This window comes from Pseudarthrobacter sp. NS4, assembly GCF_024758005.1.
In the GTDB taxonomy this organism is placed as follows: domain Bacteria; phylum Actinomycetota; class Actinomycetes; order Actinomycetales; family Micrococcaceae; genus Arthrobacter.
In genome coordinates this window covers 2,135,603-2,159,407 of the sequence record NZ_CP103288.1, presented here as the reverse complement: position 1 = coordinate 2,159,407, position 23,805 = coordinate 2,135,603, and the positions used below count along the sequence as shown (strand labels likewise).

25 protein-coding genes are annotated in these 23,805 nt (G+C 64.7%); 12 read left to right on the top strand and 13 right to left on the bottom strand.

What is annotated here, in order from left to right; translation table 11 throughout:
- The first annotated feature begins 61 nt into the window (after window positions 1-61).
- Together NXY83_RS10120 and NXY83_RS10115 are read left to right on the top strand one after the other, a co-directional pair.
- Entirely contained in the window at window positions 62-1,513 is a 1,452-nt protein-coding gene (locus tag NXY83_RS10120) for an SDR family oxidoreductase (RefSeq protein ID WP_258805974.1), read from the top strand.
- Between the two features lie 16 nt (window positions 1,514-1,529).
- Window positions 1,530-1,997 carry a pyridoxamine 5'-phosphate oxidase family protein gene (locus tag NXY83_RS10115; RefSeq protein ID WP_258805973.1) on the top strand — a complete coding sequence of 156 codons (468 nt, stop codon included), beginning with the start codon at window positions 1,530-1,532 and terminating at the stop codon, window positions 1,995-1,997.
- A 21-nt stretch (window positions 1,998-2,018) separates the two neighbouring features.
- Here the strand turns inward: NXY83_RS10115 and NXY83_RS10110 are convergent, their stop codons facing one another.
- The 3 genes from NXY83_RS10110 to NXY83_RS10100 are packed head-to-tail and all read right to left on the bottom strand — an operon-like array spanning window position 2,019 to window position 5,410.
- Window positions 2,019-2,870 (bottom strand): transglutaminase family protein, encoded by an 852-nt coding sequence (locus NXY83_RS10110; protein WP_258805971.1) that lies wholly within the window; start codon window positions 2,868-2,870, stop codon window positions 2,019-2,021.
- On the bottom strand, window positions 2,867-3,793 hold the full coding sequence (locus NXY83_RS10105; protein ID WP_258805970.1) for an alpha-E domain-containing protein: 927 nt from the start codon (window positions 3,791-3,793) through the stop codon (window positions 2,867-2,869). Before NXY83_RS10105 ends, NXY83_RS10110 begins: the two co-directional genes overlap by 4 nt.
- A gap of 60 nt (window positions 3,794-3,853) precedes the next feature.
- Window positions 3,854-5,410: a circularly permuted type 2 ATP-grasp protein gene (locus NXY83_RS10100; protein WP_258805969.1), complete on the bottom strand. Its 1,557-nt coding sequence runs from the start codon at window positions 5,408-5,410 to the stop codon at window positions 3,854-3,856.
- A gap of 173 nt (window positions 5,411-5,583) precedes the next feature.
- On the opposite strand from NXY83_RS10100, the gene NXY83_RS10095 reads away from it, so the two are divergent.
- Together NXY83_RS10095 and pepN are read left to right on the top strand one after the other, a co-directional pair.
- Complete coding sequence (locus NXY83_RS10095; protein ID WP_258805967.1) at window positions 5,584-6,579, top strand: YeiH family protein; 996 nt, start codon at window positions 5,584-5,586, stop codon at window positions 6,577-6,579.
- Window positions 6,580-6,633: 54 nt separating this feature from the next.
- Window positions 6,634-9,276: an aminopeptidase N gene (gene pepN / locus NXY83_RS10090; protein WP_258805966.1), complete on the top strand. Its 2,643-nt coding sequence runs from the start codon at window positions 6,634-6,636 to the stop codon at window positions 9,274-9,276.
- Window positions 9,277-9,308: 32 nt separating this feature from the next.
- On the opposite strand, the gene NXY83_RS10085 is transcribed toward pepN, so the two are convergent.
- From NXY83_RS10085 to NXY83_RS10065, 5 genes are all read right to left on the bottom strand, one after another.
- The gene (locus NXY83_RS10085) at window positions 9,309-10,403 is read right to left on the bottom strand and encodes a lipoate--protein ligase family protein (RefSeq protein WP_258805964.1); all 1,095 of its coding nucleotides are present in this window, start codon (window positions 10,401-10,403) and stop codon (window positions 9,309-9,311) included.
- Window positions 10,404-10,503: 100 nt separating this feature from the next.
- A complete protein-coding gene (locus NXY83_RS10080) occupies window positions 10,504-10,761 on the bottom strand; it encodes a type B 50S ribosomal protein L31 (RefSeq protein WP_018761303.1) in 258 nt (85 codons plus the stop codon).
- A 173-nt stretch (window positions 10,762-10,934) separates the two neighbouring features.
- Complete coding sequence (locus NXY83_RS10075; protein ID WP_258805963.1) at window positions 10,935-11,744, bottom strand: TrmH family RNA methyltransferase; 810 nt, start codon at window positions 11,742-11,744, stop codon at window positions 10,935-10,937.
- Between the two features lie 7 nt (window positions 11,745-11,751).
- Complete coding sequence (locus NXY83_RS10070) at window positions 11,752-12,537, bottom strand: sulfite exporter TauE/SafE family protein (RefSeq protein ID WP_258805962.1); 786 nt, start codon at window positions 12,535-12,537, stop codon at window positions 11,752-11,754.
- 21 nt (window positions 12,538-12,558) lie between these two features.
- Window positions 12,559-13,344, bottom strand: coding sequence for an ABC transporter ATP-binding protein (locus tag NXY83_RS10065; protein ID WP_258805961.1), 786 nt, complete (start codon window positions 13,342-13,344; stop codon window positions 12,559-12,561).
- 145 nt (window positions 13,345-13,489) lie between these two features.
- Here NXY83_RS10065 and serB point away from each other — a divergent pair, with 145 nt between their 5' ends.
- Window positions 13,490-14,383, top strand: a complete 894-nt coding sequence (gene serB / locus NXY83_RS10060) for a phosphoserine phosphatase SerB (protein ID WP_258805959.1) — start codon at window positions 13,490-13,492, stop codon at window positions 14,381-14,383.
- Window positions 14,384-14,480: 97 nt separating this feature from the next.
- Here the strand turns inward: serB and NXY83_RS10055 are convergent, their stop codons facing one another.
- On the bottom strand, window positions 14,481-15,233 hold the full coding sequence (locus NXY83_RS10055; protein ID WP_258805958.1) for an SDR family oxidoreductase: 753 nt from the start codon (window positions 15,231-15,233) through the stop codon (window positions 14,481-14,483).
- A gap of 126 nt (window positions 15,234-15,359) precedes the next feature.
- Window positions 15,360-16,085: a beta-ketoacyl-ACP reductase gene (locus NXY83_RS10050; RefSeq protein ID WP_258805957.1), complete on the bottom strand. Its 726-nt coding sequence runs from the start codon at window positions 16,083-16,085 to the stop codon at window positions 15,360-15,362.
- Between the two features lie 153 nt (window positions 16,086-16,238).
- On the opposite strand from NXY83_RS10050, the gene NXY83_RS10045 reads away from it, so the two are divergent.
- The 4 genes from NXY83_RS10045 to NXY83_RS10030 are packed head-to-tail and all read left to right on the top strand — an operon-like array spanning window position 16,239 to window position 18,304.
- Entirely contained in the window at window positions 16,239-16,673 is a 435-nt protein-coding gene (locus NXY83_RS10045; RefSeq protein WP_258805956.1) for a DUF3099 domain-containing protein, read from the top strand.
- Window positions 16,670-16,936 carry a hypothetical protein gene (locus NXY83_RS10040; protein WP_258805955.1) on the top strand — a complete coding sequence of 89 codons (267 nt, stop codon included), beginning with the start codon at window positions 16,670-16,672 and terminating at the stop codon, window positions 16,934-16,936. Before NXY83_RS10045 ends, NXY83_RS10040 begins: the two co-directional genes overlap by 4 nt.
- Window positions 16,937-17,815, top strand: a complete 879-nt coding sequence (locus tag NXY83_RS10035; RefSeq protein WP_258805954.1) for an SURF1 family protein — start codon at window positions 16,937-16,939, stop codon at window positions 17,813-17,815.
- A 3-nt stretch (window positions 17,816-17,818) separates the two neighbouring features.
- Window positions 17,819-18,304: a YbaK/EbsC family protein gene (locus NXY83_RS10030; RefSeq protein ID WP_258805953.1), complete on the top strand. Its 486-nt coding sequence runs from the start codon at window positions 17,819-17,821 to the stop codon at window positions 18,302-18,304.
- Here NXY83_RS10030 and NXY83_RS10025 read toward each other — a convergent pair.
- From NXY83_RS10025 to NXY83_RS10015, 3 genes are all read right to left on the bottom strand, one after another.
- Window positions 18,301-19,899: an ABC-F family ATP-binding cassette domain-containing protein gene (locus tag NXY83_RS10025; RefSeq protein WP_258805952.1), complete on the bottom strand. Its 1,599-nt coding sequence runs from the start codon at window positions 19,897-19,899 to the stop codon at window positions 18,301-18,303. The two genes, NXY83_RS10030 and NXY83_RS10025, sit on opposite strands and share 4 nt — an antisense overlap.
- A gap of 179 nt (window positions 19,900-20,078) precedes the next feature.
- Window positions 20,079-20,693: a recombinase family protein gene (locus tag NXY83_RS10020; protein ID WP_258805951.1), complete on the bottom strand. Its 615-nt coding sequence runs from the start codon at window positions 20,691-20,693 to the stop codon at window positions 20,079-20,081.
- Between the two features lie 210 nt (window positions 20,694-20,903).
- The gene (locus tag NXY83_RS10015) at window positions 20,904-21,491 is read right to left on the bottom strand and encodes a hypothetical protein (protein ID WP_258805950.1); all 588 of its coding nucleotides are present in this window, start codon (window positions 21,489-21,491) and stop codon (window positions 20,904-20,906) included.
- Between the two features lie 411 nt (window positions 21,492-21,902).
- On the opposite strand from NXY83_RS10015, the gene NXY83_RS10010 reads away from it, so the two are divergent.
- The 3 genes from NXY83_RS10010 (at window position 21,903) to NXY83_RS10000 (ending at window position 23,190) form a co-directional block, all read left to right on the top strand.
- A complete protein-coding gene (locus NXY83_RS10010) occupies window positions 21,903-22,055 on the top strand; it encodes a hypothetical protein (RefSeq protein WP_258805949.1) in 153 nt (50 codons plus the stop codon).
- 137 nt (window positions 22,056-22,192) lie between these two features.
- Window positions 22,193-22,639, top strand: coding sequence for a hypothetical protein (locus NXY83_RS10005; RefSeq protein ID WP_258805948.1), 447 nt, complete (start codon window positions 22,193-22,195; stop codon window positions 22,637-22,639).
- Window positions 22,640-22,836: 197 nt separating this feature from the next.
- The gene (locus NXY83_RS10000) at window positions 22,837-23,190 is read left to right on the top strand and encodes a hypothetical protein (protein WP_258805947.1); all 354 of its coding nucleotides are present in this window, start codon (window positions 22,837-22,839) and stop codon (window positions 23,188-23,190) included.
- Window positions 23,191-23,805 lie beyond the last annotated feature (615 nt).

Sequence of the window (23,805 nt, the reverse complement as noted above, 5' to 3'; positions counted from 1 at the left end):
CCCCTCGGGGTGCTGCCGGCGCCGCGCTTAAGCCGTAGCTCCAGGCTGTAAAATTAGCCTAATGAGCTCCCCCGATCTGACCCCTGAGGAAATTCAGGCCTGCCTCAAGGTCCTGAACACGATCCACGCCTATGACGAGGAGCATCCCGACTACGTCTCGGTGCGGCAGGCCACCGGGAAAATGTTCAAGGCCGTCAAGAGGCACCGCAGGGTCACTAAACGCGACCTCATCGCCGAAGCCGACCGCGCGGTCATCGCCCAGACCGCCACAGCCGCCCCTGACCGCATTGATGACGAGACCCGGGGCAACAAGCTTGCGACCTCCGCCACCGGCAAGGTAGCGGGCCACCTCATCCGGTCCCGCCCCTGCTACATCTGCAAGCAGCACTACACCCAGGTGGACTCCTTCTACCACCAGCTCTGCCCGGAGTGCGCCGCCTTCAGCCACAGCAAGCGTGATGCGCGCACAGACCTCACCGGCCGCCGGGCACTGCTCACCGGGGGCCGCGCCAAGATCGGCATGTACATCGCGCTCCGGCTGCTCCGCGACGGCGCCCACACCACCATCACCACCCGCTTCCCCAAGGATGCCGCGCGCCGGTTCGCGGCCATGGAGGACAGCGGAGAATGGCTGCACCGGCTCCGCATCGTCGGCATCGACCTGCGCGACCCCGCGCAGGTCATGGCCCTGACCGATTCCCTCAACGAGGCCGGCCCGCTGGACATCATCATCAACAACGCCGCCCAGACGGTCCGCCGGTCCGGCAACGCCTATAAACCCCTGGTTGATGCCGAGGACGGGCCGCTTCCGGCGGCCCTTGAGCAGGCCAACGGCGGTCCGGAGCTGCTGACGTTCGGCCATGCGCACGACAAGCATCCCCTGGCGCTGGCGGGAAGCGTCACGGAGCATCCGGTGCTCGCCGGCGATGCGATCACGTCGCTGGCCCTGTCCACGGGCTCCGCCTCGCTTGAAAGGATCGCGTCGGGTACGGCCATTGACGCCGGCGGCCTGGTGCCGGACCTTGCCACCATCAACAGCTGGACCCAGGTAGTGGACGAGGTGGATCCGCTGGAGATGCTCGAGGTCCAGCTCTGCAACGTGACGGCTCCGTTCCTGCTGGTGAGCCGGCTCCGTGACGCCATGAAGCGTTCCACCGCCCGCCGGAAGTACATCGTGAACGTCTCGGCCATGGAGGGCCAGTTTTCACGGGCCTACAAGGGACCCGGCCACCCGCACACCAACATGGCAAAAGCGGCACTCAACATGATGACGCGGACCAGCGCCCAGGAGATGCTGGAGACCGATGGCATCCTGATGACCGCAGTGGACACAGGCTGGATCACCGACGAACGCCCGCACTACACCAAGGTGCGCCTCATGGAGGAAGGCTTCCACGCGCCCCTTGACCTTGTGGACGGCGCTGCCCGCGTCTACGATCCCATCGTTATGGGCGAGAACGGTGAGGACCAGTACGGCGTGTTCCTCAAGGACTACAAGCCGAGCCCCTGGTAAGGGTAAGCTCGGCGCCATGAACCCCGAGCCGGCCTCCGAAGTACAGAACCTCGAACACCACGAATGCTGGGCCATGCTGCGGACAGTGTCCGTGGGCAGGCTTGCCGTCCTGGCGGACGGACGCCCCGACATCTTTCCCATCAATTACACCGTGGATGCAGGCACGGTGGTGTTCCGCACCGGCGAAGGCACCAAGCTTTCCGGTGCATCCGGAGACGCTGCGGTGGCACTGGAAGCAGATGGTGTGGACCCTGCCACCGGCCTGGCGTGGAGCGTGGTGGTCAAGGGCACCGGCAGCGTGGTAACGGGAACTGAGGAAGTCCTGGAGACCTCCCGGCTGTACCTTTTCCCCTGGCAGGCCGGCCGGAAGGACGCATTCGTGCGTATCACGCCCGATTCCGTCACCGGCCGCAGGTTCAAGGTGACCGAGCCGCTGACCTGGTGGACCCAGCTCAGCGGCGCGGTGAAGACGGCGCCGGAGTAGGCAGCCGCAGAAACAGGTGGTTCAGGCGAGCTGGGTGATTTCCACGCTGACGTTGAGGGCCGATCCCCCGCCGCCGGACAGGATGCCCTTCAGCGGGGAGACATCCCGGTAATCCCTGCCCCTTGCAACCGTGACGTGGAAGTCCCCCGCAGGCTTGTGGTTGGTGGGGTCCCAGCTCCGCCAGTCGCCGTCCCACCATTCCAGCCAGGCGTGCGACTGGCCGGCCACGGTCTCGCCGATGCCTGCACTGGACCGCGGGTGCAGGTAGCCGGAGACGTAGCGGGCGGGGATGCCGCAGCTGCGCAGTGCTCCGATGGCGAGGTGGGCCAGGTCCTGGCACACTCCCTGGCGCTGGCCCCAGGCCTCTTCGGCGTTGGTGGTGACGCCGGTGGAGCCTGACATGTAGGTCATTTCCCCGCGCATCCAGGCGAAGATTGCCAGGGCGGCCTCGTGCGGGTTCTTGCCGGCCACCACCTGCGGGATGATGCCCAGGACCTCGTCGCCGGGGCCGCTGAGCCGTGACTGGGGCAGCCAGTCACTGTACGTGTTCAGGGTTTCATGCGAGGCGAGGACGTCCCAGCCGGCGATGTCGGATTCGGACGGGATCTTCTCCGCGCGGTGCACCTCCACCGTGATGTTGGAGACCACCTCAAGGTGCTCGTGAGGCATCTGCATGTCGAATGCCGTAACCCTGGTGCCCCAGTAGTCGCGGTAGGTGCTGACGGCTGCCTGCTGCGGCGAGACCTTCACGACGGATTCCAGCACCACCTGCTGCGAGTCCGTCAAAGGGGTCATCCGGGCCTCGTTGTAGGACAGGGTAACGCGTTTGTTGTACTTGTACGCGGTCTTGTGGACGATGCTCAGCCGGGTCATGAAACTTCTCCCACCCAGGCCAGTTCATCCGCCTGATTGAAGTACTTACGGGAAATGGCGTCCGAGGCCTGGGACACCGCCTTCTGCACCCGCTCCATGTGTTCGGGCAGCTCGGACATGAGGTCGTCCGTCCGGTGGAACTCCAGGAACGTCCGGGCCTGGCCCACGATGCGGCGCGCGTCGTTGATGAAGCCCACCCGCTGGGCGGAGGGGTCCAGCTTGGCAAGGCATTCGTCGGCGTCACGCAGGGCGTAGACGATGGAGCGCGGGAACAGCCGGTCCAGCAGCAGGAACTCTGCTGCGTGCTGGTCGCCGAAGGCTGCCCGGCGGGTGCGCAGGAAGGACTCGTAGGCGCCCGCGCAGCGGAGCATGTTGACCCAGGACATGCCGGCGGACAGCACGTCGCGGGTGGAGAGCATGCGGGCCGTCATGTCCGCGCGTTCCAGGGAGCGGCCGAGCACAAGGAACAGCCAGCTCTCGTCGTGGCTCACGGTGGTGTCCGCGAGGCCGCTGACCATGGCGGTCCGTTCAAGCGTCCAGTTGCAGAACCGGTAGGTCCCCACCACGTCCTTGCGGTGCTGGCTCAGCCCGTAGTAGGTGGTGTTGAGGCTCTCCCAGAGGCCGGAGGAAACCGTCTCGCGGGCACGCCGTGCGTTCTCGCGGGCAGCACCGAGGGACCCGGCGATGGACGTCGCACTGGTCTTGTCGTAAGCCAGGGCATGCAGCAGCTCCGGCAGGCCGAAGTCCTCGCTCTGCGGGCGGGCGCCCATGACGGCCAGGAGTTCCTTCGCAACGCTCCTGCGTTCCTCCATGGGCAGGTGGTTCAACCGCTCCAGGTGCACGTCGAGGATTCGGGCGGTGCCATCGGCCCGCTCCACGTAACGGCCGATCCAGAATAGGGATTCGGCAATACGGCTAAGCATTCGCGGCTACCTCCTGCGGGCCCGAAACTGGAAAAGACATTTGCCAGGTCACGGCCGGGCTCACTGCTGCTGCTCCGACTGGCGGTCGCGCCAGTTGCTTTCGACGGGCCACACGGACACCCGCTCACGGACGGAAATTGAGGGCCGGGGAACGGTCTCCACCGGCATCTGCGGCGAATCGGCGAGGACCCAGGTGTCCTTGGATCCGCCGCCCTGGCTGGAGTTCACGATCAGCGAGCCTTCCTTCAGTGCCACGCGTGTGAGGCCGCCGGGAAGCACCCAGACGTTGTCGCCGTCGTTCACCGCGAAGGGGCGGAGGTCAACGTGGCGGGGGCCGAACTTGTCACCGCTCAAGGTGGGGACGGTGGAAAGCTGCAGCACGGGCTGTGCAATCCAGCCGCGCGGGTCGCCGATGATCCGCTGCCGGAGCGCGTCCAGTTCGTCCTTGGAGGCGTCCGGGCCGATGACCAGTCCCTTGCCGCCTGAACCGTCCACCGGCTTGACCACGAGTTCGGCGAGGTTGTCCAGGGTGTACTCCCGGGCTTCCTTCTCTTCGAGGCGGAACGTGTCCACGTTCGCGATGATGGGCTCCTCGCTGAGGTAGTAGCGGATCAGGTCAGGAACGTAACTGTAGACCAGTTTGTCATCGGCGACGCCGTTGCCCACGGCGTTGGCAATGGTGACGCCGCCGGCGCGTGCGGCGTTGACCAGCCCGGGGCATCCAAGCATGGAATCGGCGCGGAACTGCAGCGGGTCGAGGAAGTCGTCGTCGATCCGCTTGTAGATGACGTCCACGCGCTGCTCACCGGCGGTGGTGCGCATGTATACGCGGTTTCCGCGGCAAATGAGGTCACGGCCCTCCACCAGTTCAACGCCCATCAGGCCTGCCAGCAGGGTGTGCTCGAAGTAGGCGCTGTTGAAGACGCCGGGGGTAAGGACGACGACGGTGGGATCGTCCACGCCGGCGGGTGCGGTTTTGCGCAGGGCCGAGAGGAGCCGGCGGGGGTACTCCTCCACGGGACGGATGAGCTGCTGGCCGAAGGCTTCCGGGAGGCCCTTGGCCATGGCGCGGCGGTTTTCCAGGACGTAGCTGACGCCTGACGGGACGCGCACGTTGTCCTCGAGGACCCGGAAGGTCCCGGCGGCGTCGCGGACCACGTCAATCCCGGAGATGTGCACCCGGACGCCGCCGGCCGGTTCAAAGCCGTGGACCTGCCGGTGGAAGTGCGCGCTGGTGGTCACCAGTTGCCGTGGGATGACGCCGTCGGACACCACGGTCATCTTGTCGTACACGTCGTTCAGGAACGCCTCGAGGGCGCATACACGCTGCGCAACCCCGCGTTCCAGCACGTCCCATTCCGCGGCAGGGATGACGCGCGGGACGATGTCCAGGGGGAAGGGACGCTCCTCCCCGGCAAAGTCGAAGGTTACGCCGCGGTCCAGGAAGGTGCGGGCCATCGAGTCGGCCCGGGCGCTGACATCAGCCAGCGAGAGCTTGCGAAGGGCGTCCGCCACCTGCCCGTAGGAGTCCCTGGCAAGCAGCCCGGGGGCAAACATCTCATCGTAGGCTCCGGTCCGGCCGGCGGCCGTGGAGTATTCCTGGAATAGGTCTGACATGCCCAATAGCCAACCATCTTTTTGTTTCGAATTCATTACTGCCATCCATTCTGGCGTGTTGGCGGCGCTGTCCCTATTCGTCCATTACGGACCTTTTCCGGCACAGTAGGTTAGTGCCAGTCAGCAGAAGCCTTCCAGCGCCAGGCGCGGGTCAGCCCCGCCGCACTGAGAGGGTGTTGCCGGGCCTGGCCACAGCGGCCGTGGCACTGGTGGCCGCCTTCCTTGTCCACTGGCTGGTGCCCGTGCTGCCCGCCATGACCCTGGCCGTGGTGCTGGGTGTCCTGGCCGCCAATCTTCCGGTGGCCGGGGTCTGGACGGCGGGCCGTGCCAGGCCAGGACTGGACTTTGCCGGCAAGCACCTGATGCGCGGGGGAATTGTGCTGCTCGGCCTGAAAGTCAGCGTCATGGACGTCCTGGAGCTGGGCTGGCTGGCGCTGGTCCTGATCACAGCCGTGGTGGCCGCAAGTTTTGGCGGCACGTACCTGATCGCCAGGCTGTTCCGGCTGCCGCCGGTGACCTCCCTGCTGGTGGCAACCGGCTTTTCGATCTGCGGGGCATCGGCCATTGGCGCCATGGCCGCAGTACGTCGGATCCGGCACGTCGACACCGTCCTGCCGGTGGCGCTGGTGACGCTCTGCGGAACACTCGCAATCGGGGTGATGCCCCTCCTCGTTCATCCCCTGCAGCTCAGTGCGCCGGTTTTTGGCGCCTGGACGGGAGCGTCGGTGCACGACGTCGGCCAAGTGGTGGCCACCGCCCAGACTGCCGGCACGGCGGCACTGGGCATAGCCGTCGTCGTTAAGCTCACCCGGGTGCTCCTGCTGGCTCCTGTGGCGGCACTGGCCGGGGCGCATCAGCGCCTCGCCGTCCGGGCTGATCCGGAAAACGGCAGCGGGGACCTAAAACTGCCACCGGTGGTGCCCCTGTTCGTCCTCGGATTCGTTGCCATGGTGGCCCTGCGGTCCACCGGCTGGCTGGCGGAGGACTGGCTGGAGGCGGGCGCAGTCCTGCAGGACGTCCTGCTGGGCGCCGCGTTGTTCGGATTGGGGTCGGCTGTACGGATACGGACGCTGCTGCGGACCGGCGGGAGGGCGATCCTGGCGGCACTGGCGTCGTGGCTCCTGATCGCGGTCCTGGGCCTGGCGGCTGCCCTGCTGATCGCCGCCTGAGTTTGATGGAAGCCGCCTGGCTTTGATGAAACAGCCCCGTGATTAGATAGCTGGGTGTCAAATGAGAATCTGCAGCGCGATGAAGCCGCCGAACGTTCTGTCCTGATCAGCACCACCAGCTATGACGTCTCGCTGGATGTGCGGCAGGCAGCGGACCCGGACGTTGCCGGCTACACCAGCACGAGCGTCATCAACTTCACCGCCTCGGAGCCCGGCACATCAACGTTCCTGGATTTCATTGGCAGCTGCGTCCACAGCGTGTTCCTCAACGGCAAGGGACTCCGGGTGGAGGACGTGGTGGACGGCGCCAGGATCCGGCTGGACAACCTGCAGCGCGAAAACCAGGTCACCGTCACCGGCACCGCCCTGTACAGCCGTTCCGGCGAGGGAATGCACCGGTTCGTGGATCCTGCCGACGGCCAGTGCTACCTGTACACCCAGTACGAGCCGGCGGACGCGCGGCGGGTCTTCGCCAACTTCGAGCAGCCGGACCTCAAGGCGACCTTCACCTTCCATGTCATCGCACCCGCGGAGTGGCAGGTCGCCTCCAACGGGGCAGAAGTCAACCGCACCCTCCTCACCGGCGATCCCGCCACGGCCCGCTGGGACTTTGCCCCCACGGAGCCCATGTCCACCTACATCACCACGGTGCTGGCCGGGCCCTACTTCAAGGCGGAGGACCGCTGGCAGGCAACGCTCGACGACGGGACGTCCCTGGACATCCCGCTGGCCCTTTACTGCCGGGCCTCCATGGCGGAATCCTTTGACACGGATGAGCTTTTCAAGCTGACGAAGAAGGGCCTGGACTTCTTCAACCGGCTCTTCGACTACCCCTACCCCTGGGGCAAGTACGACCAGGCCTTCGTCCCGGAGTACAACCTCGGCGCCATGGAGAACCCCGGCCTGGTGACGTTCACCGAGGCCTATGTGTTTACGTCCCGCGCCACCGACGCCCAGTACCAGGGGCGGGCAAACACCCTGATGCACGAGATGGCGCACATGTGGTTCGGCGACCTGGTGACCATGCAGTGGTGGGACGATCTGTGGCTCAAGGAGTCATTCGCCGACTACATGGGAACGCTGGGCGTGGACCGGGCCACGGACTGGGAGACCGCCTGGGTGAACTTTGCCAACAAACGCAAGGCCTGGGCGTACGTCCAGGACCAGCTGCCCACCACGCATCCGATCGTCGCGGACATCCCGGACCTGGAGGCCGCCAAGCAGAACTTTGACGGCATCACCTACGCCAAGGGCGCGTCCGTGCTGAAGCAGCTCGTGGCCTACGTAGGCTTCGACGCGTTCATTGCCGGCTCGCGCGAATACTTCCGCAAGCACGCCTATGGCAACACCTCCCTGGCGGACCTGCTGGCCGCCCTGAGTGCTTCTTCCGGGCGGGACCTGGCGGGCTGGGCGCAGCAGTGGCTGCAGACCTCCGGCATCTCCACGCTGTCCCTGGACAGCGGCGCGGATCCGGCGAACGACGACGGCGTGCTGGGCAGGGTGGCCATCGTCCAGGACGCCACGGATCCGGTCACGGGACGCGAAGAGCTGCGCCCACACCGGCTGCGCGTGGGTTCCTACGATTTCGACGCCCGCGGCGCGCTGGTGCGGACCGGGAGCATCGAGACTGATGTGGCCGGCGTACGCACTGAGCTCCCGGAACTCGCCGGCCGCCCGCGGCCCGCGCTCCTGCTCGTGAACGACGACGACCTTACGTACGCCAAGGTCCGGCTGGACCCGGCATCCGAGGCCACGGTGCTGGCCTCCCTGGACCGAATCGCGGACCCGATGGCCCGCGCCCTGTGCTGGACGGCGCTCTGGAACTCGGCCCGGGACGGCGAAAGCCCCGCTTCACGTTATGTGGACGCGGTTGCAGCGTTTGGACCGGCGGAAACCGGCATCGGGGTCCTGCTGAACATCCTGGACAACGCGGGCACCGCCGTCGAACGCTACACACCTGCAGCCGCCAGGGAAGCCGTGCGGGCTTCTTTCCTGGCCACTGCCGCCGCTGAGCTGGACCGCGCCGTGCCCGGCTCCGACCAGCAGCTCGCCTGGGCCCGGACACTCGGAACGCTCAGCCGGCACCAGGACGCCCTGCTCCCCCGCCTCAGGGGCCTGCTGGACGGCTCAGCCACCCTGGAGGGACTGGCGGTGGACGCCGAGCTGCGCTGGCACTTCTGGCACGCCCTCGCCGCCAACGGCCAGGCAAGTTTGGCCGAACTCGACGCCGAGCTGGCACGGGACACCACTGCCTCGGGACGGGCTGGGCATGCCACCGCTGTTGCCGCCCGGCCGGAGCCGGAGGTCAAGACGGCGGCCTGGAATGAGGCCGTCCGCGGCAACCGGCTCTCCAACCAGCTGCTCACCGCGACGATCAGCGGTTTCACCACCGCGCCGGCCGGCCTGCTGGAGCCGTACGTGGAGCCGTACTTTGAGTGCATCCGCAGTGTCTGGGAGGGCCGCAGCATCGAGATCGCCAGCCGGATTGTGCGCGGCCTGTACCCCGTGGCCCAGGACCTGGCGGAAGGAATGAAGCCGGCGGACCATCCCGTGCTTCGCCGGACGGATCAGTGGCTGGCAGCCCATGGCGACGCTCCCCGCGCCCTGCGCCGCATCATCGTGGAGCAGCGCAGCCACCTGCTGCGGGCGCTCACCGCGCAGGCCGCCGTCGTGAATGCACCGTCTGCCGCTCCCTAACCGCTGCGGCGCCCCAGCCGGGGCTTAGGGGTTCAGGGGACCCGGTGGAGCCATTCACCGGTGCCGAACTTGGTACGTACGCGCTCGCGGGCGGCAGCCAGTTCGGCCCTGGTCAGCTCCGAAGGCGTAGCACCATACCGTTCGGTGAACACGTCCATCATTGCCTCGATGATGGCGGTCCGCGCCAGGCCGGTCTGGCGGCGGAGGGGGTCAACGCGCTTCTTGGCGCTGCGGGTTCCCTTGTCGGACAGCTTCTCTTTGCCGATGCGGAGCACCTCCACCATCTTGTCGGCGTCGATGTCGTAACTCATGGTGACGTGGTGCAGCATTCCACCGTTGGCCAGGCGCTTCTGCGCCGCGCCCCCGATCTTCCCCTGCTCCGTGGCGATGTCATTCAGCGGCACATAGAAAGCCGTAATGCCCAGCTTCTCCAATGCGGCCATGACCCAGGCGTCCAGGAACGGGTAGGAATCGGCAAAGCTGAGGCCGTCCACCAGGGTCTGGGGCAGGTACAGCGAATAGGTGATGCAGTTGCCGGCCTCCATGAACATCGCTCCCCCGCCGCTGATGCGGCGGACAACGTTGATGCCGTGCTTCGCCACGCCGTCGGGATCCACTTCGTTCCGGAAGGACTGGAAGCTGCCGATCACCACGGAGGGCTCCTCCCAGTCCCAGAACCTCAGGGTGGGATTGCGCCTGCCGGCACCCACTTCCTCGGTAAGGACCTCGTCCAGGGCCACATTGGTTTCGGTGGGCAGGACGGAGGGAGCGATGATGTTCCAGTGGTGGTCGGCCCAGGTCGTGGCCTTGGCCAATGCACGCCGGACGGTGATGGCCACGGCGTCGGCCGAAAAGCCGAACAGGGCGGCATCCGCCGGCAGCGCGACTTTCACTGCCGCCGCCAAATCCGCGGCGGACGTCGATTCCGGCAGTCCGGTGAGGGCCCGGTTGATGTCCAGGAGGGCCTCGTCAGGCTCGAGGAAGAAGTCACCGCTGATGGAAACGTCCGCAAGTGATCCTTCGACGACGGCCAGGTCCGCCACCACCAGCTTCCCGCCCGGAACCTTGTATTCGCCGTGCAGGCGTTGGGGTGCAGAAGGGCCGGTGGCCGGAGAAGAGGGCGTCATGCCTCCCATCCTGCCGCAGGACACGGGCGGGCCGCCAACGCAAAAGAAAGCCCGCACCGTTGCCGGTGCGGGCTTTCCGATGAAGCTTGGGCGAAGTGAATTACTTCTTGCCGCCGAAGCCCTTGAAGCGGGCGTTGAAGCGCTCGACGCGGCCTGCGGAGTCCATGATGCGCTGCTTGCCCGTGTAGAACGGGTGGGACTCGGAGGAGATTTCGACGTCGATGACCGGGTAGGTGTTGCCGTCTTCCCACTCGATGGTCTTCGAGGAAGACACCGTGGAGCGGGTCAGGAACTTCGTGCCGGAGGCCAGGTCGTTGAAAACAACAGCTTCGTACTTCGGGTGGGTATCAGACTTCATAATGGGACCTTTGTTCACGCAACTGGATTTTGCCAGTTGCCAGGTATGAATGGGATGGCTGGATCTGCGGCAGCCGAAGCTGAAAGAGCAGGACAACCAGCTATCAATCATACCGGACACCGGCGGGGCCGACGAACAGGGTCAGGGCATCCGCTGTTAAGCCGGCCGCGCTCCTAGGTCCGGGCCCGCAGCTCCCAGAACGCCACTGCCGAGGCGGCAGCCACGTTGAGCGAATCCACGCCGTTGCGCATGGGGATTTTGACGGCGAGGTCGACGGCGGCAAGCGTCTCCGGGCTCATGCCGGCACCTTCGGTGCCAAGCACCAGCGCGAGCTTCTCCGGGTTGCGGGCAGCAATCACGTCAACGTCCTGGGCGTCCTCCGTCAGCTCCAGGGCGGCAACAGTGAAGCCGTGGTCCTTGAGCACCTGGAGGTCCGCCGGCCAGTTTTCGAGCCGGGCCCAGGGAACCTGGAAGACCGTGCCCATGCTGACGCGGACGCTCCGCCGGTAGAGAGGGTCCCCGCACCGGGGCGAGACGAGGACGGCGTCGATATCCAGGGCGGCGGCGGACCTGAAGATGGCGCCGACGTTGGTGTGGTCCACGATGTCCTCCAGTACGGCAACCCGCCGGGCGCCTGACAGGAGTGCCGGCAGCGGCACCGGGGCGGGGCGGTGCATGGCGGCCATGGCCCCGCGGTGCAGGTGGAAGCCGGTGATTTCCTCGAGCAGTGCTGCTTTCCCGATGAAGACGGGAACGTCGGGATACGCCTGGAAGACGTCGTCGAGGTCCGCCAGCCACTTCTCCGCCAGGAAGAAGGACCGCGGCTGGTGCCCGGCCGCCAGGGCCCGGCGCAGGACCCTTGAGGATTCGGCGATGTACATCCCCTCGCGCGGCTCCCGGAGCTTCCGCAGGTGCACATCGGTCAGCGTGGTGTAGTCGCCTACCCGGGGATCATCGGCAGACTCTAGATAGTGGAACGTCACCGGGTGATTATTTCAGCAGGTTGGCGATCATGACGCCGAGGGCCACGGTGCCGAGGGTGAAAATGACAGCCCGGAGCACGCTTGGGGAAAGCTTGCGCCCCACCTTCGAGCCCACCAGTCCGCCGATCGTGGAGCTGACGGCGATCAGCAGGACGACGAGCCAGTTGATCCGGTCAAAGGCGAAGATCAGGTAGGAAACGGCCGCCACCATGTTGACCCCGAGCACCAGGATGTTCTTCATGGCGTTGGCGTTCTGCATGGTGCCGGTGAGGAATACGCCCAGGATGCCAACCAGGAGGATGCCCTGGGCAGCAACAAAGTAGCCGCCGTAAACGCCTGCGAGGTACACCAGGACCACCAGCAGCACGCCATGGCTTCGGTCCCGGATGGCATGTTCCGGGTTTTCCTCACGGCTCCGCACCCAGCCCTGGAGCTTCGGCTGGAAGAGCACCATCAGCATGGCCAGCACCAGCAGGACCGGCGCCACATAGTGGAAGACCTCTTCGGGCAGGTGCAGCAGCAGGTAGGCGCCGCTGATTCCGCCCAGCAGGGAGGCGGGCAGCAGTTTGATCAGTTGGCGGCCCCGGCCGGCCAGCTCACGCCGGTACCCCCACGCCCCGGCGGCCGTACCGGCCACCAGCCCCATCGCGTTGCTCATGGATGCCACAACAGGAGCGACGCCGAGGGCGATGAGCACGGGAAAGGTCACCAGGGTGCCGGAGCCGACCACCGCGTTGATGGTGCCGGCCCACAAGCCCGCGAAAAAGACCAGGATGCTGCTGAATATCTCCACTGCTGACGCTGAAGCCCCGCCTTAGCGGCGGGCGGTGGCGGAGTAACGGCCGGCATTCTCCGTAACGTCGAGTGAAAGGCCGAAGGTGGTGCTGAGGTGCTCGTCGGTCAGGACCTCGGTAATCGGTCCGGCAGCGACCACGCCGCCGTCGCGCATGAGCATGGCATGGGTGAATCCAGGCGGAACTTCCTCCAGGTGATGGGTCACCAGGACCATGGCCGGTGCCGCTTCATCATTGGCCAGTTCGCCGAGCTTGTGGACGAGTTCTTCCCGGCCGCCCAGGTCAAGCCCGGCAGCGGGTTCATCCAGCAGCAGGAGCTCAGGATCCGTCATAAGGGCGCGGGCAATCTGGACGCGTTTGCGCTCCCCCTCGGACAACGTGGCGAAGGTCCTGTTCAGCAGCGGACCCATCCCCCAGTCATTCAGCAGGCGGAAGGCGCGGCGCTCGTCGTCGCGCTCGTAGCCTTCGCGCCATCGGCCGGTGACTCCGTAGGCGGCGGTGACCACGACGTTGAGGACGTTCTCTTGTTCGGGAATCTGGGTGGCGAGGGCTGCCGAGGACAGGCCGATGCGGGGGCGGAGTTCAAACACGTCCACGCGCCCCAGGGTCTCGTCGAGGATCCCGGCGGTGCCACTGCTCGGGTGGAGGCGTGCTGCTGCGATCTGGAGAAGGGTGGTCTTGCCGGCACCGTTGGGGCCAAGGATGACCCAGCGTTCCCCTTCGTTGACCTGCCAGTCAACCTTGTCCAACAGGGTCTTCTTACCTCGGACAACGCTGACGGAAGCCAATTCCAGAACATCACTCATAGGAGTAGACACTAGGACAAAAGAGAGACTGACTGATAACCGGTGCGGGGGCGCGGAAATACGCTGCAAAGCGGCTCTCGGATACCGGGCCGGCGGCACGCAATGAATTCAAGGGACGCCCGGCCCGGTGGATAGGATTGCAGGCATGACTTCGAACGTGACTGCGGTCAGCTATGGCCGGAATATGACTCCAAACGGGCTGGAGCAGCTGCGTTCCGTCCTCGCCTCCCACGGCGCGGCTGTGCAGTCCGAGGCGTCGCACGGCGATGACCGCTACCAGGTACACATCGCGGAGCTGGACCTCCCCGATGCCACCGCCGCCGGACTCGCCGCCCTTCGCCGGGCGGTGGCTGACACCGCCATCAGCGGGATGGATACCGCCCTGGTTCCTGCCAGCCTCCGTTCGGCCGGACGCAAGCTGCTGATCATGGACGTGGACTCCACCCTCATCCAGCAGGAAGTCATCGAGCTCCTTGCGGCCTATGCCGGCAAGCGCGAAGAGGTGGCTGCCGTCACCGAGGCGGCCATGCGCGGAGAACTGGACTTCACCCAGAGCCTGCACGCCCGTGTGGCGGTGCTCGCGGGACTGCCTGCCGACGTCGTTGATAAAGTCCGGGAAGAAGTGAAACTTAGCTTGGGGGCCGGTGAGCTGGTGGCCGCGTTCAAGGCGGCCGGCCATGTGGTGGCCGTCGTGTCCGGCGGGTTCAACCAGATCCTCGAGCCCATAGCCGGTGATCTTGGCCTCGACTATTGGCGGGCCAATGAGCTGGAAATCGTCGACGGCGCACTGACCGGCAAGGTCCTCGGCGCCGTAGTGGACCGGGCCGCCAAGGAGAAGTTCCTGCGCGAATGGTCGGCCGCAGAAGGCATCGCCCTGGAACACACCATTGCCGTAGGCGACGGCGCCAACGACCTGGACATGCTCGGCGCAGCCGGCATCGGCGTGGCGTTCAACGCCAAGCCTGCAGTGCGGGCGGTGGCCGATGCCGCAGTCAACATGCCCTACCTCGACGCTGTCCGGTACATCGGCGGCGTCTGACCACTTCCCGGGCACATGCCGCGCCTGAAACAAAAGTGCAGGCTATAAGAGAAGGCCCGGTGCTGCTTGCACCGGGCCTTCTCCTTGGGACCAAAAGCTACTGCCCGCCCTTGCCGAAGTAGTCGGCACCGCCGGCGTATTCGGTGTGGCCGGATTCGACGTCGGCGGTCACCATTCCGGCCACCACCTGCGCGAACTCCTCCACCGAGTACAGCTTGCCGGCCTCTGCACGGCGGGCTTCGATGGCTCCCGGGGTGGACCGGTCCAGCAGCGTGGCCGTGACGGTGCCCTCGATCATGTCCCCGGACACGACCACCAGGGAAATGCCCTTTTCGGCAAGGTTGGGGATGAACTCGCGAAGTGCGTCCTCACCGGCGCGCTTGCTGCGGGCCACGGGCTCGTAGGCAGGCATGGTGGGGACGGTGTTGATGAAGTGTGCCTGGTGGCTGGTTACGAAGACCACCCGCGAGCCTTCCTGCATCAGGGGCACGGCGGCGTTGAGCATGTTGACCTGGGCGTCGCGGTTCAGCTTGAGCGCGTAGTCCTCGCCCATGCCCGTTTCCATGCCGCCGGAGGCGTTGAGGACCAGGATGTCCAGCGAGCCGAAGTTTTCCATCGCGGCGGAGGCGAGGGCGTGCACGCCTTCCTGCGTGGTGAGGTCCGCACCCACGGCGACGGCGCGGCCGCCGTCGGCCTCAATGCCCTGCACCACCTTGTTGGCGCGGGGCGCCTTCTGGCGGTAGTTAACCACGACGCCGGCGCCCTGGCCGGCGAGGATTTTGGCCACCTCAGCACCGATACCACGCGATGATCCGGTGACGATGGCGGTCTTGTTGTCCAGCAGTCCCATACGGGCTCCTTTTGTTCGAAACGTCTAACTCGCAGTAGGTCTGCAGTCCATCATGCCAGCGGGCCCTGCCGATTCCGTTGTCCAGGTCCGACAAAGAAGCGCAGCACCGCTAGTTCCCTGCAGGGGTCAGTGCCCCATGCCCATGCCGCCGTCCACGGGGATTACGGCGCCGGAAATGTAGGCGGCTTCCTCGCTGGAGATCCAGCGGACCACGTTGGCTACTTCGGTGGCCTCGGCAAAGCGGCCCGCCGGGATGCTGGCGAGGTAGTCCTTTTGGGTGGCTTCCGGGAGCTCGGCGGTCATGTCGGTGTTGATGAAGCCGGGGGCCACCACGTTGGCGGTGATGCCGCGCGAGCCCAGTTCGCGGGTCAGGGAACGCGCGATGCCCACCAGGCCCGCCTTTGAGGCTGAGTAGTTGATCTGGCCAGGGGCACCATACAGGCCGGATACCGAGGAGATAAGCACAACGCGGCCCTTGCGGAGCCGGATCATTCCCCTGGAGGCACGCTTGATCACGCGGAAGGCACCGGTCAGGTTGGTGTCGATAACGGAGGTGAAGTCGTCTTCGCTCATCCGCAGCAGCAGGGTGTCCTTGGTGATGCCTGCGTTGGCCACCAGCACTTCCACCGGTCCATGGGCAGCTTCGACTTCCTTGAAGGCAGAGTCCACCGACGCTTCATCGGTGACATCGGCCTTGACGCCCAGGATCCCTTCCGGCAGCTTCGACTCGCTTCGGTAGGTCACAGCTACTTTGTCCCCGTTGGCGAGGAATGCTTCAGCGATGGCCAGGCCGATGCCGCGGTTGCCGCCGGTGATCAGGACGCTGCGGGGGGCGGAAACTGCTTCAGTCATTGAGACGCTCCGGAATTCTGCGGCACGCTGCGGCCGCGGTAGCAAGGTGTGATTTGGCTGCCTCCGATCTTAGCGCCCGCCCTGCCCCGGGTTTGGGTGGCACTGCCGATGGTGAGAGAATTGATGCAAGCCTTTGGAGCGTGATAAATCACCGTGACCCTCGAAAACCATGCGGGACATTCCGCGCCTGAAGAACCCGGGCGGTTCTCCGGCGATGCGGAGGTCCACAGCATCACGGATGCCGCGGGAGCCCATTCCGAGGACATGCACAGACGCATGGTTAAGTACGCCCTCGCGATGGGCATCCGCATGGTGTGCCTGATCCTGATTTTCGTGGTGGACGGGTGGTTTAAGATCCTCATGGTTGCCGGAGCGGTCTTCCTGCCATGGATTGCAGTGGTCATAGCGAATGGCAACGACAAGGCGGAGGGCCACAGCGATTCGCTGCTGGATTCAGCCCCGCTGGCCGAAATAGAGGGCCCGCCCCAGCCCTCGGCTGCTGGTGGGCCCGGCGAAGAGGTCCTGCAGGGCGAGCTGATCAATGAGAACGACGAGTCCAACCCCGGGGAGGAACGGCAGGCATCATGAGCATCTTTGACTTCGCTGCAGGAACCGATCCGTCACTGGAAGGCACGGCTGCAATCTGTTCGCGCAAGGCCTGCCGCGCCGGAGCTTCCTGGCAGCTCCTCTGGAACAACCCCAAGATCCACTCCCCCGAACGCCGCAAAATCTGGCTCGCCTGCCAGGAACACCGGGACTGGCTGGAGGACTATCTGCAGACCAGGGGGCTCTGGAAGGAAACACTCCCGCTGGAGGCCGACTCAACCGTGGCCCTGGAGCAGGACAGCTGAATGTACCGTTTCCTCTTCTCCAGCAAGTGGCTGGGTTACCTCCTGCTGGCTGCAATTTTTGCAACTGCCTGCGTATTCCTGGGCCGCTGGCAGATGGACCGCCGGGCTGAGACACTCGCCGAAATTGACCGTGTGGTGACCAACTACTCCGCTGCCCCGGTCCCCTTTGCCGAAGCCCGGGACCAGTTCATGAAGCTGGAGCCGGCAAAGGAGTGGACCCAGGTGGAACTGACGGGCTCCTATGATGTGGCGGGCCAGCGGGTTGTCCGTAACCGCCCGCTGAACGGGCAGCCTGGCTACGAAGTGGTGGTCCCGTTCCGCCTGGCCTCCGGAGAAACGGTAGTGGTGGACCGGGGCTGGCTGCCCATCGGGAACAAGAACCCCGGCAGCCCGGACTCGGTGCCGGAACCGCCGGCCGGTGAGGTGACCGCCGTCGTGCGTTTGAAGCACCCCGAGCCCGAACTGCAGCGAGGAGCGCCGGAAGGCCAGCTTGCGTCCATTGACCTGGCGGCCTACTCAGCGCAGCTCGGGTATCCCCTGCTGACCGGAGCCTACGGCCAGCTCGCTTCCGAGACGCCGCCGGCCGCCGAGATGCCAATTGCCTTCCCTAAGCCGTCCACCGAGGAGGGCACGCACCTGTCCTACTCGCTGCAGTGGTTCGCCTTCGGCGTTCTCATGTTTGTGGGCTTCGGCTACGCAGCCCGGCAGCAGGCGCGGAACGCGGCGATCGACGCCGAGGACGAGGACGGGGACCTGCCCGCAGGGACTGTCCATTCCGCCACCGGCCCCGCCCGCCGTCGTCCGTCGCCTCCCCGCAAACGCAAGAAGGCGACGTCGGAGGAAGAGGAAGACGCACTCCTGGACGCCCAGGGCTATTGACGCATGGACCCCGAGGAAATTGCAGATCCAGTAGCCACTGTGAAATCCGCCCTGGTCTCCGCCGGGCTGGAGGACACCGTGCGGATCTTCGAGTCAGGCGTACCCACCGCCGCCGCAGCTGCAGCGGCGCTCGGCTGTGATGTTGCAGCGATCACCAACAGCCTTATTTTCGAGCTGAACGGTGCGCCGCTGCTGATCCTCGCCAGCGGCGCCGCAAGGGTGGATACGGCGCTGGTGGCAGATCACCTCGGCGAAGGCAGGATCCGAAGGGCCTCCCCCGGCTTCGTCCTAAGGCACACCGGCCAGCACGTAGGCGGAGTAGCCCCAGTAGGCCACCCCGAAAAAATCAGGACTCTCTTGGACGAGTCGCTCCAGGAACACGGGGTCCTTTGGGCCGGAGCAGGCGACCACAACTCGATGTTCAGCATCAGTTACGGGGACCTGCGGCGCATCACCGATGCGGACGAGATGCCCGTCCGCCAGGGCTAAGCCAGCGTGATCAGGTCCAGGTAGTCTTCGTTCCAGTGGTCCTCGACGCCGTCGGGCAGCAGGACAACCCGCTCAGGGTTGAGGGCTTCGACTGCCCCTTCATCGTGGCTGACCAGGACGACGGCGCCGCTGTAGTTCTTGAGGGCGCCCAGGATCTCCGCGCGGCTGGCGGGGTCGAGGTTGTTGGTGGGCTCGTCCAGGAGCAGGACGTTGGCGCTGGAGGCCACGATGGTGGCCAGGGCGAGGCGGGTCTTTTCGCCACCGGAGAGAACGCCGGCAGGCTTGTCGACGTCGTCCCCGGAGAACAGGAAGGAGCCCAGGATGCCGCGCACCTCCGCGTCCTTCATGTCGGGAGCAGCGGACCGCATGTTCTCGAGGACCGTACGTTCGACGTCGAGCGTTTCATGTTCCTGGGCGTAGTAGCCCACCTTCAGGCCGTGGCCGGCAATGACGTCGCCGGTGTCGGGCTGGTCGACTCCCGCGAGCATCCGCAGGAGGGTGGTTTTGCCGGCGCCGTTGAGGCCGAGGATGACCACTTTGGAGCCGCGGTCGATGGCCAGGTCCACGTCCGTGAAAATTTCCAGCGAACCGTAGGACTTACTGAGGCCTTCCGCGGTGAGCGGGGTCCTGCCGCAGGGGGACGGATCCGGGAACCGGAGGGCGGCCACGCGGTCCTGCTCACGGACGGCTTCAAGTCCGCTGAGCAGGCGTTCAGCACGCTTGGCCATGTTCTGTGCTGCCACAGCTTTGGTGGCCTTGGCGCGCATCTTGTTGGCCTGGTCGAACAGGACCTGGGCCTTCTTTTCGGCGTTGGCGCGTTCCCGTTTCCGGGCGCGCTCGTCGGTTTCGCGCTGCGTGAGGTAGCGCTTCCAGTCCATGTTGTAAAAGTCGATCTGGGCGCGGTTGGCGTCCAGCAGGAACACCTTGTTCACGGTCGCTTCGAGCAGCTCGGTATCGTGGCTGATCACGATCAGGCCGCCCTGGTGGTTTTTCAGGAAGTCGCGCAGCCAGGCGATGGAGTCGGCGTCGAGGTGGTTGGTGGGCTCGTCGAGGAGCATGGTTTCCGCATCCGAGTAGAGGATGCGGGCCAGCTCGACGCGGCGCCGCTGGCCGCCGGACAGGGTCTTGAGCGGCTGGTTCAACAGACGGTCCGGCAGTGCGAGGTTGGAGCAGATCGCTGCGGCCTCGGCCTCGGCAGCGTAACCGCCGGCGGCGAGGAACTCCGACTCAAGCCGGTCATAGCGGTTCATGGCCTTGCGCTGGACGGCAGCATCCTCGCTGGCCATCTCTTCGTGGGCCGTGCGGAGTTTCCCGACGGCGATGTCCAGGCCGCGGACGGACAGGATCCGGTCCCGCGCCAACTGCTCCATGTCCGGCGTGCGGGGATCCTGGGGCAGGTAGCCAATTTCGCCGGTGCGCGTTACTTTGCCTCCGGCGGGGAGTCCTTCGCCGGCGAGGACGCGGGTGAGCGTGGTCTTGCCCGCACCGTTGCGGCCCACCAGGCCGATTTTATCGCCCTTGTCGATGCGGAAGTTCACCTGGTCCATCAGGAGCCGGGCGCCGGCACGCAGTTCAAGATCCTGGACAGTAATCACAGCAGGTAAGGCCTTTCACAACAGGGAACGCCGCAGCCCTCGTACGAAATCTGGAGGGAGCCGGGGCAGAGTGGCCGAAGAACGGCCCATACAAGTCTACCGTCCTAGGCCTCGGGACAGAACCGCCGTCTTCGTCCCGGAAGTCAGCTTGCGTCCGTAGCCCCGGCACTCGCGACTGGTCAGCCTCGGCCGAGGTCCTTCTTCGCCGATATTGCTGCCCTTTGGCGCACTCGCTCGACAGCGCGGTAGACAGTGGAACGCCCTACGGAGAAGAGCTCTGCCAGCTCAGACATCGTGTATTCGACGCTGGCGTGCAGCCCGGCCAAATGCGCTTCCTGCTTGGGCGAAAGTTTGGGCTGCTTGCCGCGCAGCCGGCCCTTTGCCTTGGCGATCTTCATCCCCTCCCTCGTGCGCGCCCGGATGAGGTCTGTTTCGAACTCAGCGACCATGGCGAGGACATTGAACAGCAGCTTGCCCATGGGGTCGGTGGGATCATATATCGAGCCGCCGATACTGAGCTTCACACCCCTTGCCGCCAAGCCGTCAACAATTTCATGGGCATCCCTCACCGAGCGGGCGAGACGATCCAGCTTGGTTACCGTGAAGGTGTCTCCGGCTCTACATGCTGCCAGCGCTTCACGAAGCCCTGGCCGGTTCGTGTTGCTGCCGCTAAATCCGTGATCGACATAGACTCTGTCGGGCTCGACGCCAAGGGCTAGAAGGGCATCCCGTTGGGCTGTGAGGTCCTGCTCATCGGTGGAGACTCTGGCGTAGCCGACCATTAGTTCCGACATAAGCAGCAGTGTGCCATATCCAGCTCCTTGACCAGACACATCACCGGAGGGGTCTTACGGGAACGCATTCCCGGAGGCGCTTCTGCCACTCGATCTACCTCGGGAAACACCGATCCGGGACCGGCTAACGGGACGTTGTGCGGACAGGTCCCATTCGGACGTTTTTTGACGCCTCGGGGTGGCAGAAATGGGAGTGCTAGGCAGCCTGCGTCAATCGATTTCTGTGCCTCGCCCTGATTCGGCTTCCCCGGGAGCGTTTGGCCCCAATGCCACTACTCCATCGGAATTATCGAAGCCGAGTCCCTTTAGCAGGGAACGGTGTCGCTCTTGCTGTTGAGAATTCTCCTCAGCGATTCGTTGCACGTGCTCAACGCGTGATTCGACCGAAACCTCGGCTTGTATTTTTCCTGCGCGTCCCAGAACAGAAGACCGGGAGAAGGTCTGGTTCATCTTCTCCAGGGACTTGCCTATGTCATGAATCGTGCGAACTGAAGTGAACATGGCGCCCTTCATCGCTTCAATATCTAAGACGCTGGACTCCGAGTATTCATTCCCGGAGCTGTCCCTATAAGTCAGCGAAACCTGGTGCGATGACGGGAGATCCTCTCTGCCCATTCGCTCAGAGTGATCGTCGTAAAAAACTCGCATTTCCTGCCCTGGGGCGATGAGTGCGACAGGCTCGTTCAACATCTTGATTTTGCCGATTTCGTGGCCCGCGGTCTCACGCGCACGCCTTGGTGCAGGGTCAAGAGTAATAGAAACGTCAAGGGCAGGCCGCTGGCCGATGTTCTGCACCATAAGGTCGAATAGCTGTGGGCCGACACCCGCCGGCTCGATGGTTACAACGACATATGGGCGGCTCGCCTCGACTCTCGCCTTGCGGGCCTCATGCCACTGCTTTCGGGCGTATAGAGCCGCTGCAACTGCAACTATCAGCAGACAGAATGTGATGATCGTATAGATGCCGGTCCACGCCGTTCCTGAAAGCCCCCAGAACTGATCCGTAGTACGAGTGTTGCATGCCGGCTGCTCTGGATACGGCTGCTAGGGGATGGGTGGCTCGAGCTAACGACGTTTGACCTCGGCCGCGATGGAAAGTGCGCACGTGCCAGGAACGGTTCGCCTCGGGAGCTAACAGGCCACTAGCTTTGCACCTAAAGTAGGCTGGCAAGGTCCTTTCTGGGCAGCTAAATCCTTGGGGGAAGAATCATGGATATCGTCCTGCCGCTCGTTTTCGCGGCCATTTTCTTTTACGTCCTCTATGGAGTGATCCGGGCAGCGACACGAGACGGCATCATTGCGGCTAAGCAGGTCGAAAGAAATCGCGCTGCTAGTGAAGCCGATTCGCTCGACCGTAACTGAACCGTCTCGGTCTCGGTAGAGGTTCCCGAAGGATTGCCGACGGTGATAACAGACTTCAGCAGTTTGTTTCTTGGGAAATGACCGGCAGGAAGGTGTGCGGTAGCGTCGATATCAGGATTACGTACTTGGGGGAACAAATGAAGAAGCTCAAACTCTCGGCGGCCATGGCACTCCTTGCAGTTCCGCTGCTGCTTGCTGGCTGCTCAAGCGATGGGTACGGCATTGCGGCACTGAAAGCGCCAGCAGGACCGGACGACGTCCTTCCGAGCGGCAGCGAACTGCACCTCCCTGTGAAGATTGACGAAGGGACCGTGCGCCTCCTGGTTGAGGATGACGGCCGGCAGTACTTTGGAGCCGAAAGTGCTGATGGCGCTGACTTCTGCGTGGCGGTGTTCCCTGTGGAGCAGCAGTTTGGTGCTTACGCAGGCTGCGGTGCTGCAAAGGCCAGCACTGCCAACAGGATCACCACGGTGGGCGGTCCTGACGGAAAAACTACGACACTGGTTCGGGACAACGCCGATACCGAGCGGCTGGAGTCTGAAGGCTTCAGGCGCATCCACGAAAACGTCTACGTAGCAGAGTAGCTACTCCTGCTCCGTTCACACCGAAGGGTGTTCGGCCGACGTGAGGAGCCGAGGTAGGGGCGTTGATGCAAACCCATGGCCGGGAGTTGACCGATTCAGTAACGTGACCCAGATTTGCATCCCGTTGAGAGTTCCAGCACCGACTGCAAACTGCTTTCAGCGTTGACCTTCAAAGCTCCTTGGTGAAGGCTCACCTTATGACTAACCAAAGCGAGGCGGACCGCGTTGTCGCAGCGTTTCGTAAGGCAATCGCCCAGTTCACCGATCCGACCATCACGATCCACGAGGCTTGGGCAGATACGCCACAAAGCGCCTGTGTTATCTACGAACGTTCCCCATCAATAGACGGCCTACTAGGCCGACGGATCACCTTTCCGCCCCATGCCGTAACTGATGACCCTGGGTCCACCGGCGCGGACTGGGCACAAAATGTGATCGAGCCGCTAGGAAGTCTTGCTTCCTCTCTGCAAAAGGACGCGCTCGGAATTTCTTGGCTAGGCATCCGCGACGGTCAGTTTCCTGTGCCTCCGGGGCGTAACCAAAGCCAGTAAAAAGGGCACTACCTGAAATAGGATGCCGGACCTGACTGAAGTGCTAACGATGTCCCGCAACAGGTTCCCAATCTGGGTGTCTCGAAACCTCTGCGCCTCAAAACCCAAGGGTTCGAGACAAATCGATGTCGCGGATTGTGAACAGGAGTGCTGAGCAAACGGGCACTTGTGCACAGGAGTACCGGCCAGTCACTGATCACAACCCGTCTGCACAAACCCTGAAATTCGGGGGAAGTTTGTGCAGCCAGCTTCTGAAAACGACAAACGGATGGTGAGTGCCGCCGCCGGCTACTGTGGTCATCCCCGCAGGTTCCCAAGGCCCGCCGCCCCCCTGTGCCTGAGAAGTCCCGGTCCACCCCGGGTCATGTTCGCACCCAGGGTTTGAATGACAGCGCGAATAGGTGTCGTCCCTGCTGAAAGAATCCCAGCCACGGCAGACAGTGCGCCGGCAATGCAGGCCTTGGACCATGGGAAACGGGCCCGCCGGAGGTCCTTGACCGGTTATTCAGCGCACAGCCAGCGTTTCCATTTGCCGGGGTATCCGCCCGGACGCGGCCCCAGGGCGCTATACCCCCGCCGGGTATAAGGAGCAAGTGCGCATCCCGCGCCACGGCG

Coding starts and splice junctions, on each gene's coding strand:
- NXY83_RS10030 (WP_258805953.1), top strand. CDS start 17,819: ATGGACCCCGAGGAAATTGCAGATCCAGTAGCCACTGTGAAATCCGCC.
- NXY83_RS10115 (WP_258805973.1), top strand. CDS start 1,530: ATGAACCCCGAGCCGGCCTCCGAAGTACAGAACCTCGAACACCACGAA.
- NXY83_RS10035 (WP_258805954.1), top strand. CDS start 16,937: ATGTACCGTTTCCTCTTCTCCAGCAAGTGGCTGGGTTACCTCCTGCTG.
- NXY83_RS10080 (WP_018761303.1), bottom strand. CDS start 10,761: ATGAAGTCTGATACCCACCCGAAGTACGAAGCTGTTGTTTTCAACGAC.
- NXY83_RS10015 (WP_258805950.1), bottom strand. CDS start 21,491: ATGGTGCAGAACATCGGCCAGCGGCCTGCCCTTGACGTTTCTATTACT.
- serB (WP_258805959.1), top strand. CDS start 13,490: ATGACTTCGAACGTGACTGCGGTCAGCTATGGCCGGAATATGACTCCA.
- NXY83_RS10110 (WP_258805971.1), bottom strand. CDS start 2,870: ATGACCCGGCTGAGCATCGTCCACAAGACCGCGTACAAGTACAACAAA.
- NXY83_RS10085 (WP_258805964.1), bottom strand. CDS start 10,403: ATGACGCCCTCTTCTCCGGCCACCGGCCCTTCTGCACCCCAACGCCTG.
- NXY83_RS10020 (WP_258805951.1), bottom strand. CDS start 20,693: ATGTCGGAACTAATGGTCGGCTACGCCAGAGTCTCCACCGATGAGCAG.
- NXY83_RS10100 (WP_258805969.1), bottom strand. CDS start 5,410: ATGTCAGACCTATTCCAGGAATACTCCACGGCCGCCGGCCGGACCGGA.
- NXY83_RS10120 (WP_258805974.1), top strand. CDS start 62: ATGAGCTCCCCCGATCTGACCCCTGAGGAAATTCAGGCCTGCCTCAAG.
- NXY83_RS10000 (WP_258805947.1), top strand. CDS start 22,837: ATGACTAACCAAAGCGAGGCGGACCGCGTTGTCGCAGCGTTTCGTAAG.
- NXY83_RS10050 (WP_258805957.1), bottom strand. CDS start 16,085: ATGACTGAAGCAGTTTCCGCCCCCCGCAGCGTCCTGATCACCGGCGGC.
- NXY83_RS10005 (WP_258805948.1), top strand. CDS start 22,193: ATGAAGAAGCTCAAACTCTCGGCGGCCATGGCACTCCTTGCAGTTCCG.
- NXY83_RS10040 (WP_258805955.1), top strand. CDS start 16,670: ATGAGCATCTTTGACTTCGCTGCAGGAACCGATCCGTCACTGGAAGGC.
- NXY83_RS10065 (WP_258805961.1), bottom strand. CDS start 13,344: ATGAGTGATGTTCTGGAATTGGCTTCCGTCAGCGTTGTCCGAGGTAAG.
- NXY83_RS10010 (WP_258805949.1), top strand. CDS start 21,903: ATGGATATCGTCCTGCCGCTCGTTTTCGCGGCCATTTTCTTTTACGTC.
- NXY83_RS10105 (WP_258805970.1), bottom strand. CDS start 3,793: ATGCTTAGCCGTATTGCCGAATCCCTATTCTGGATCGGCCGTTACGTG.
- NXY83_RS10055 (WP_258805958.1), bottom strand. CDS start 15,233: ATGGGACTGCTGGACAACAAGACCGCCATCGTCACCGGATCATCGCGT.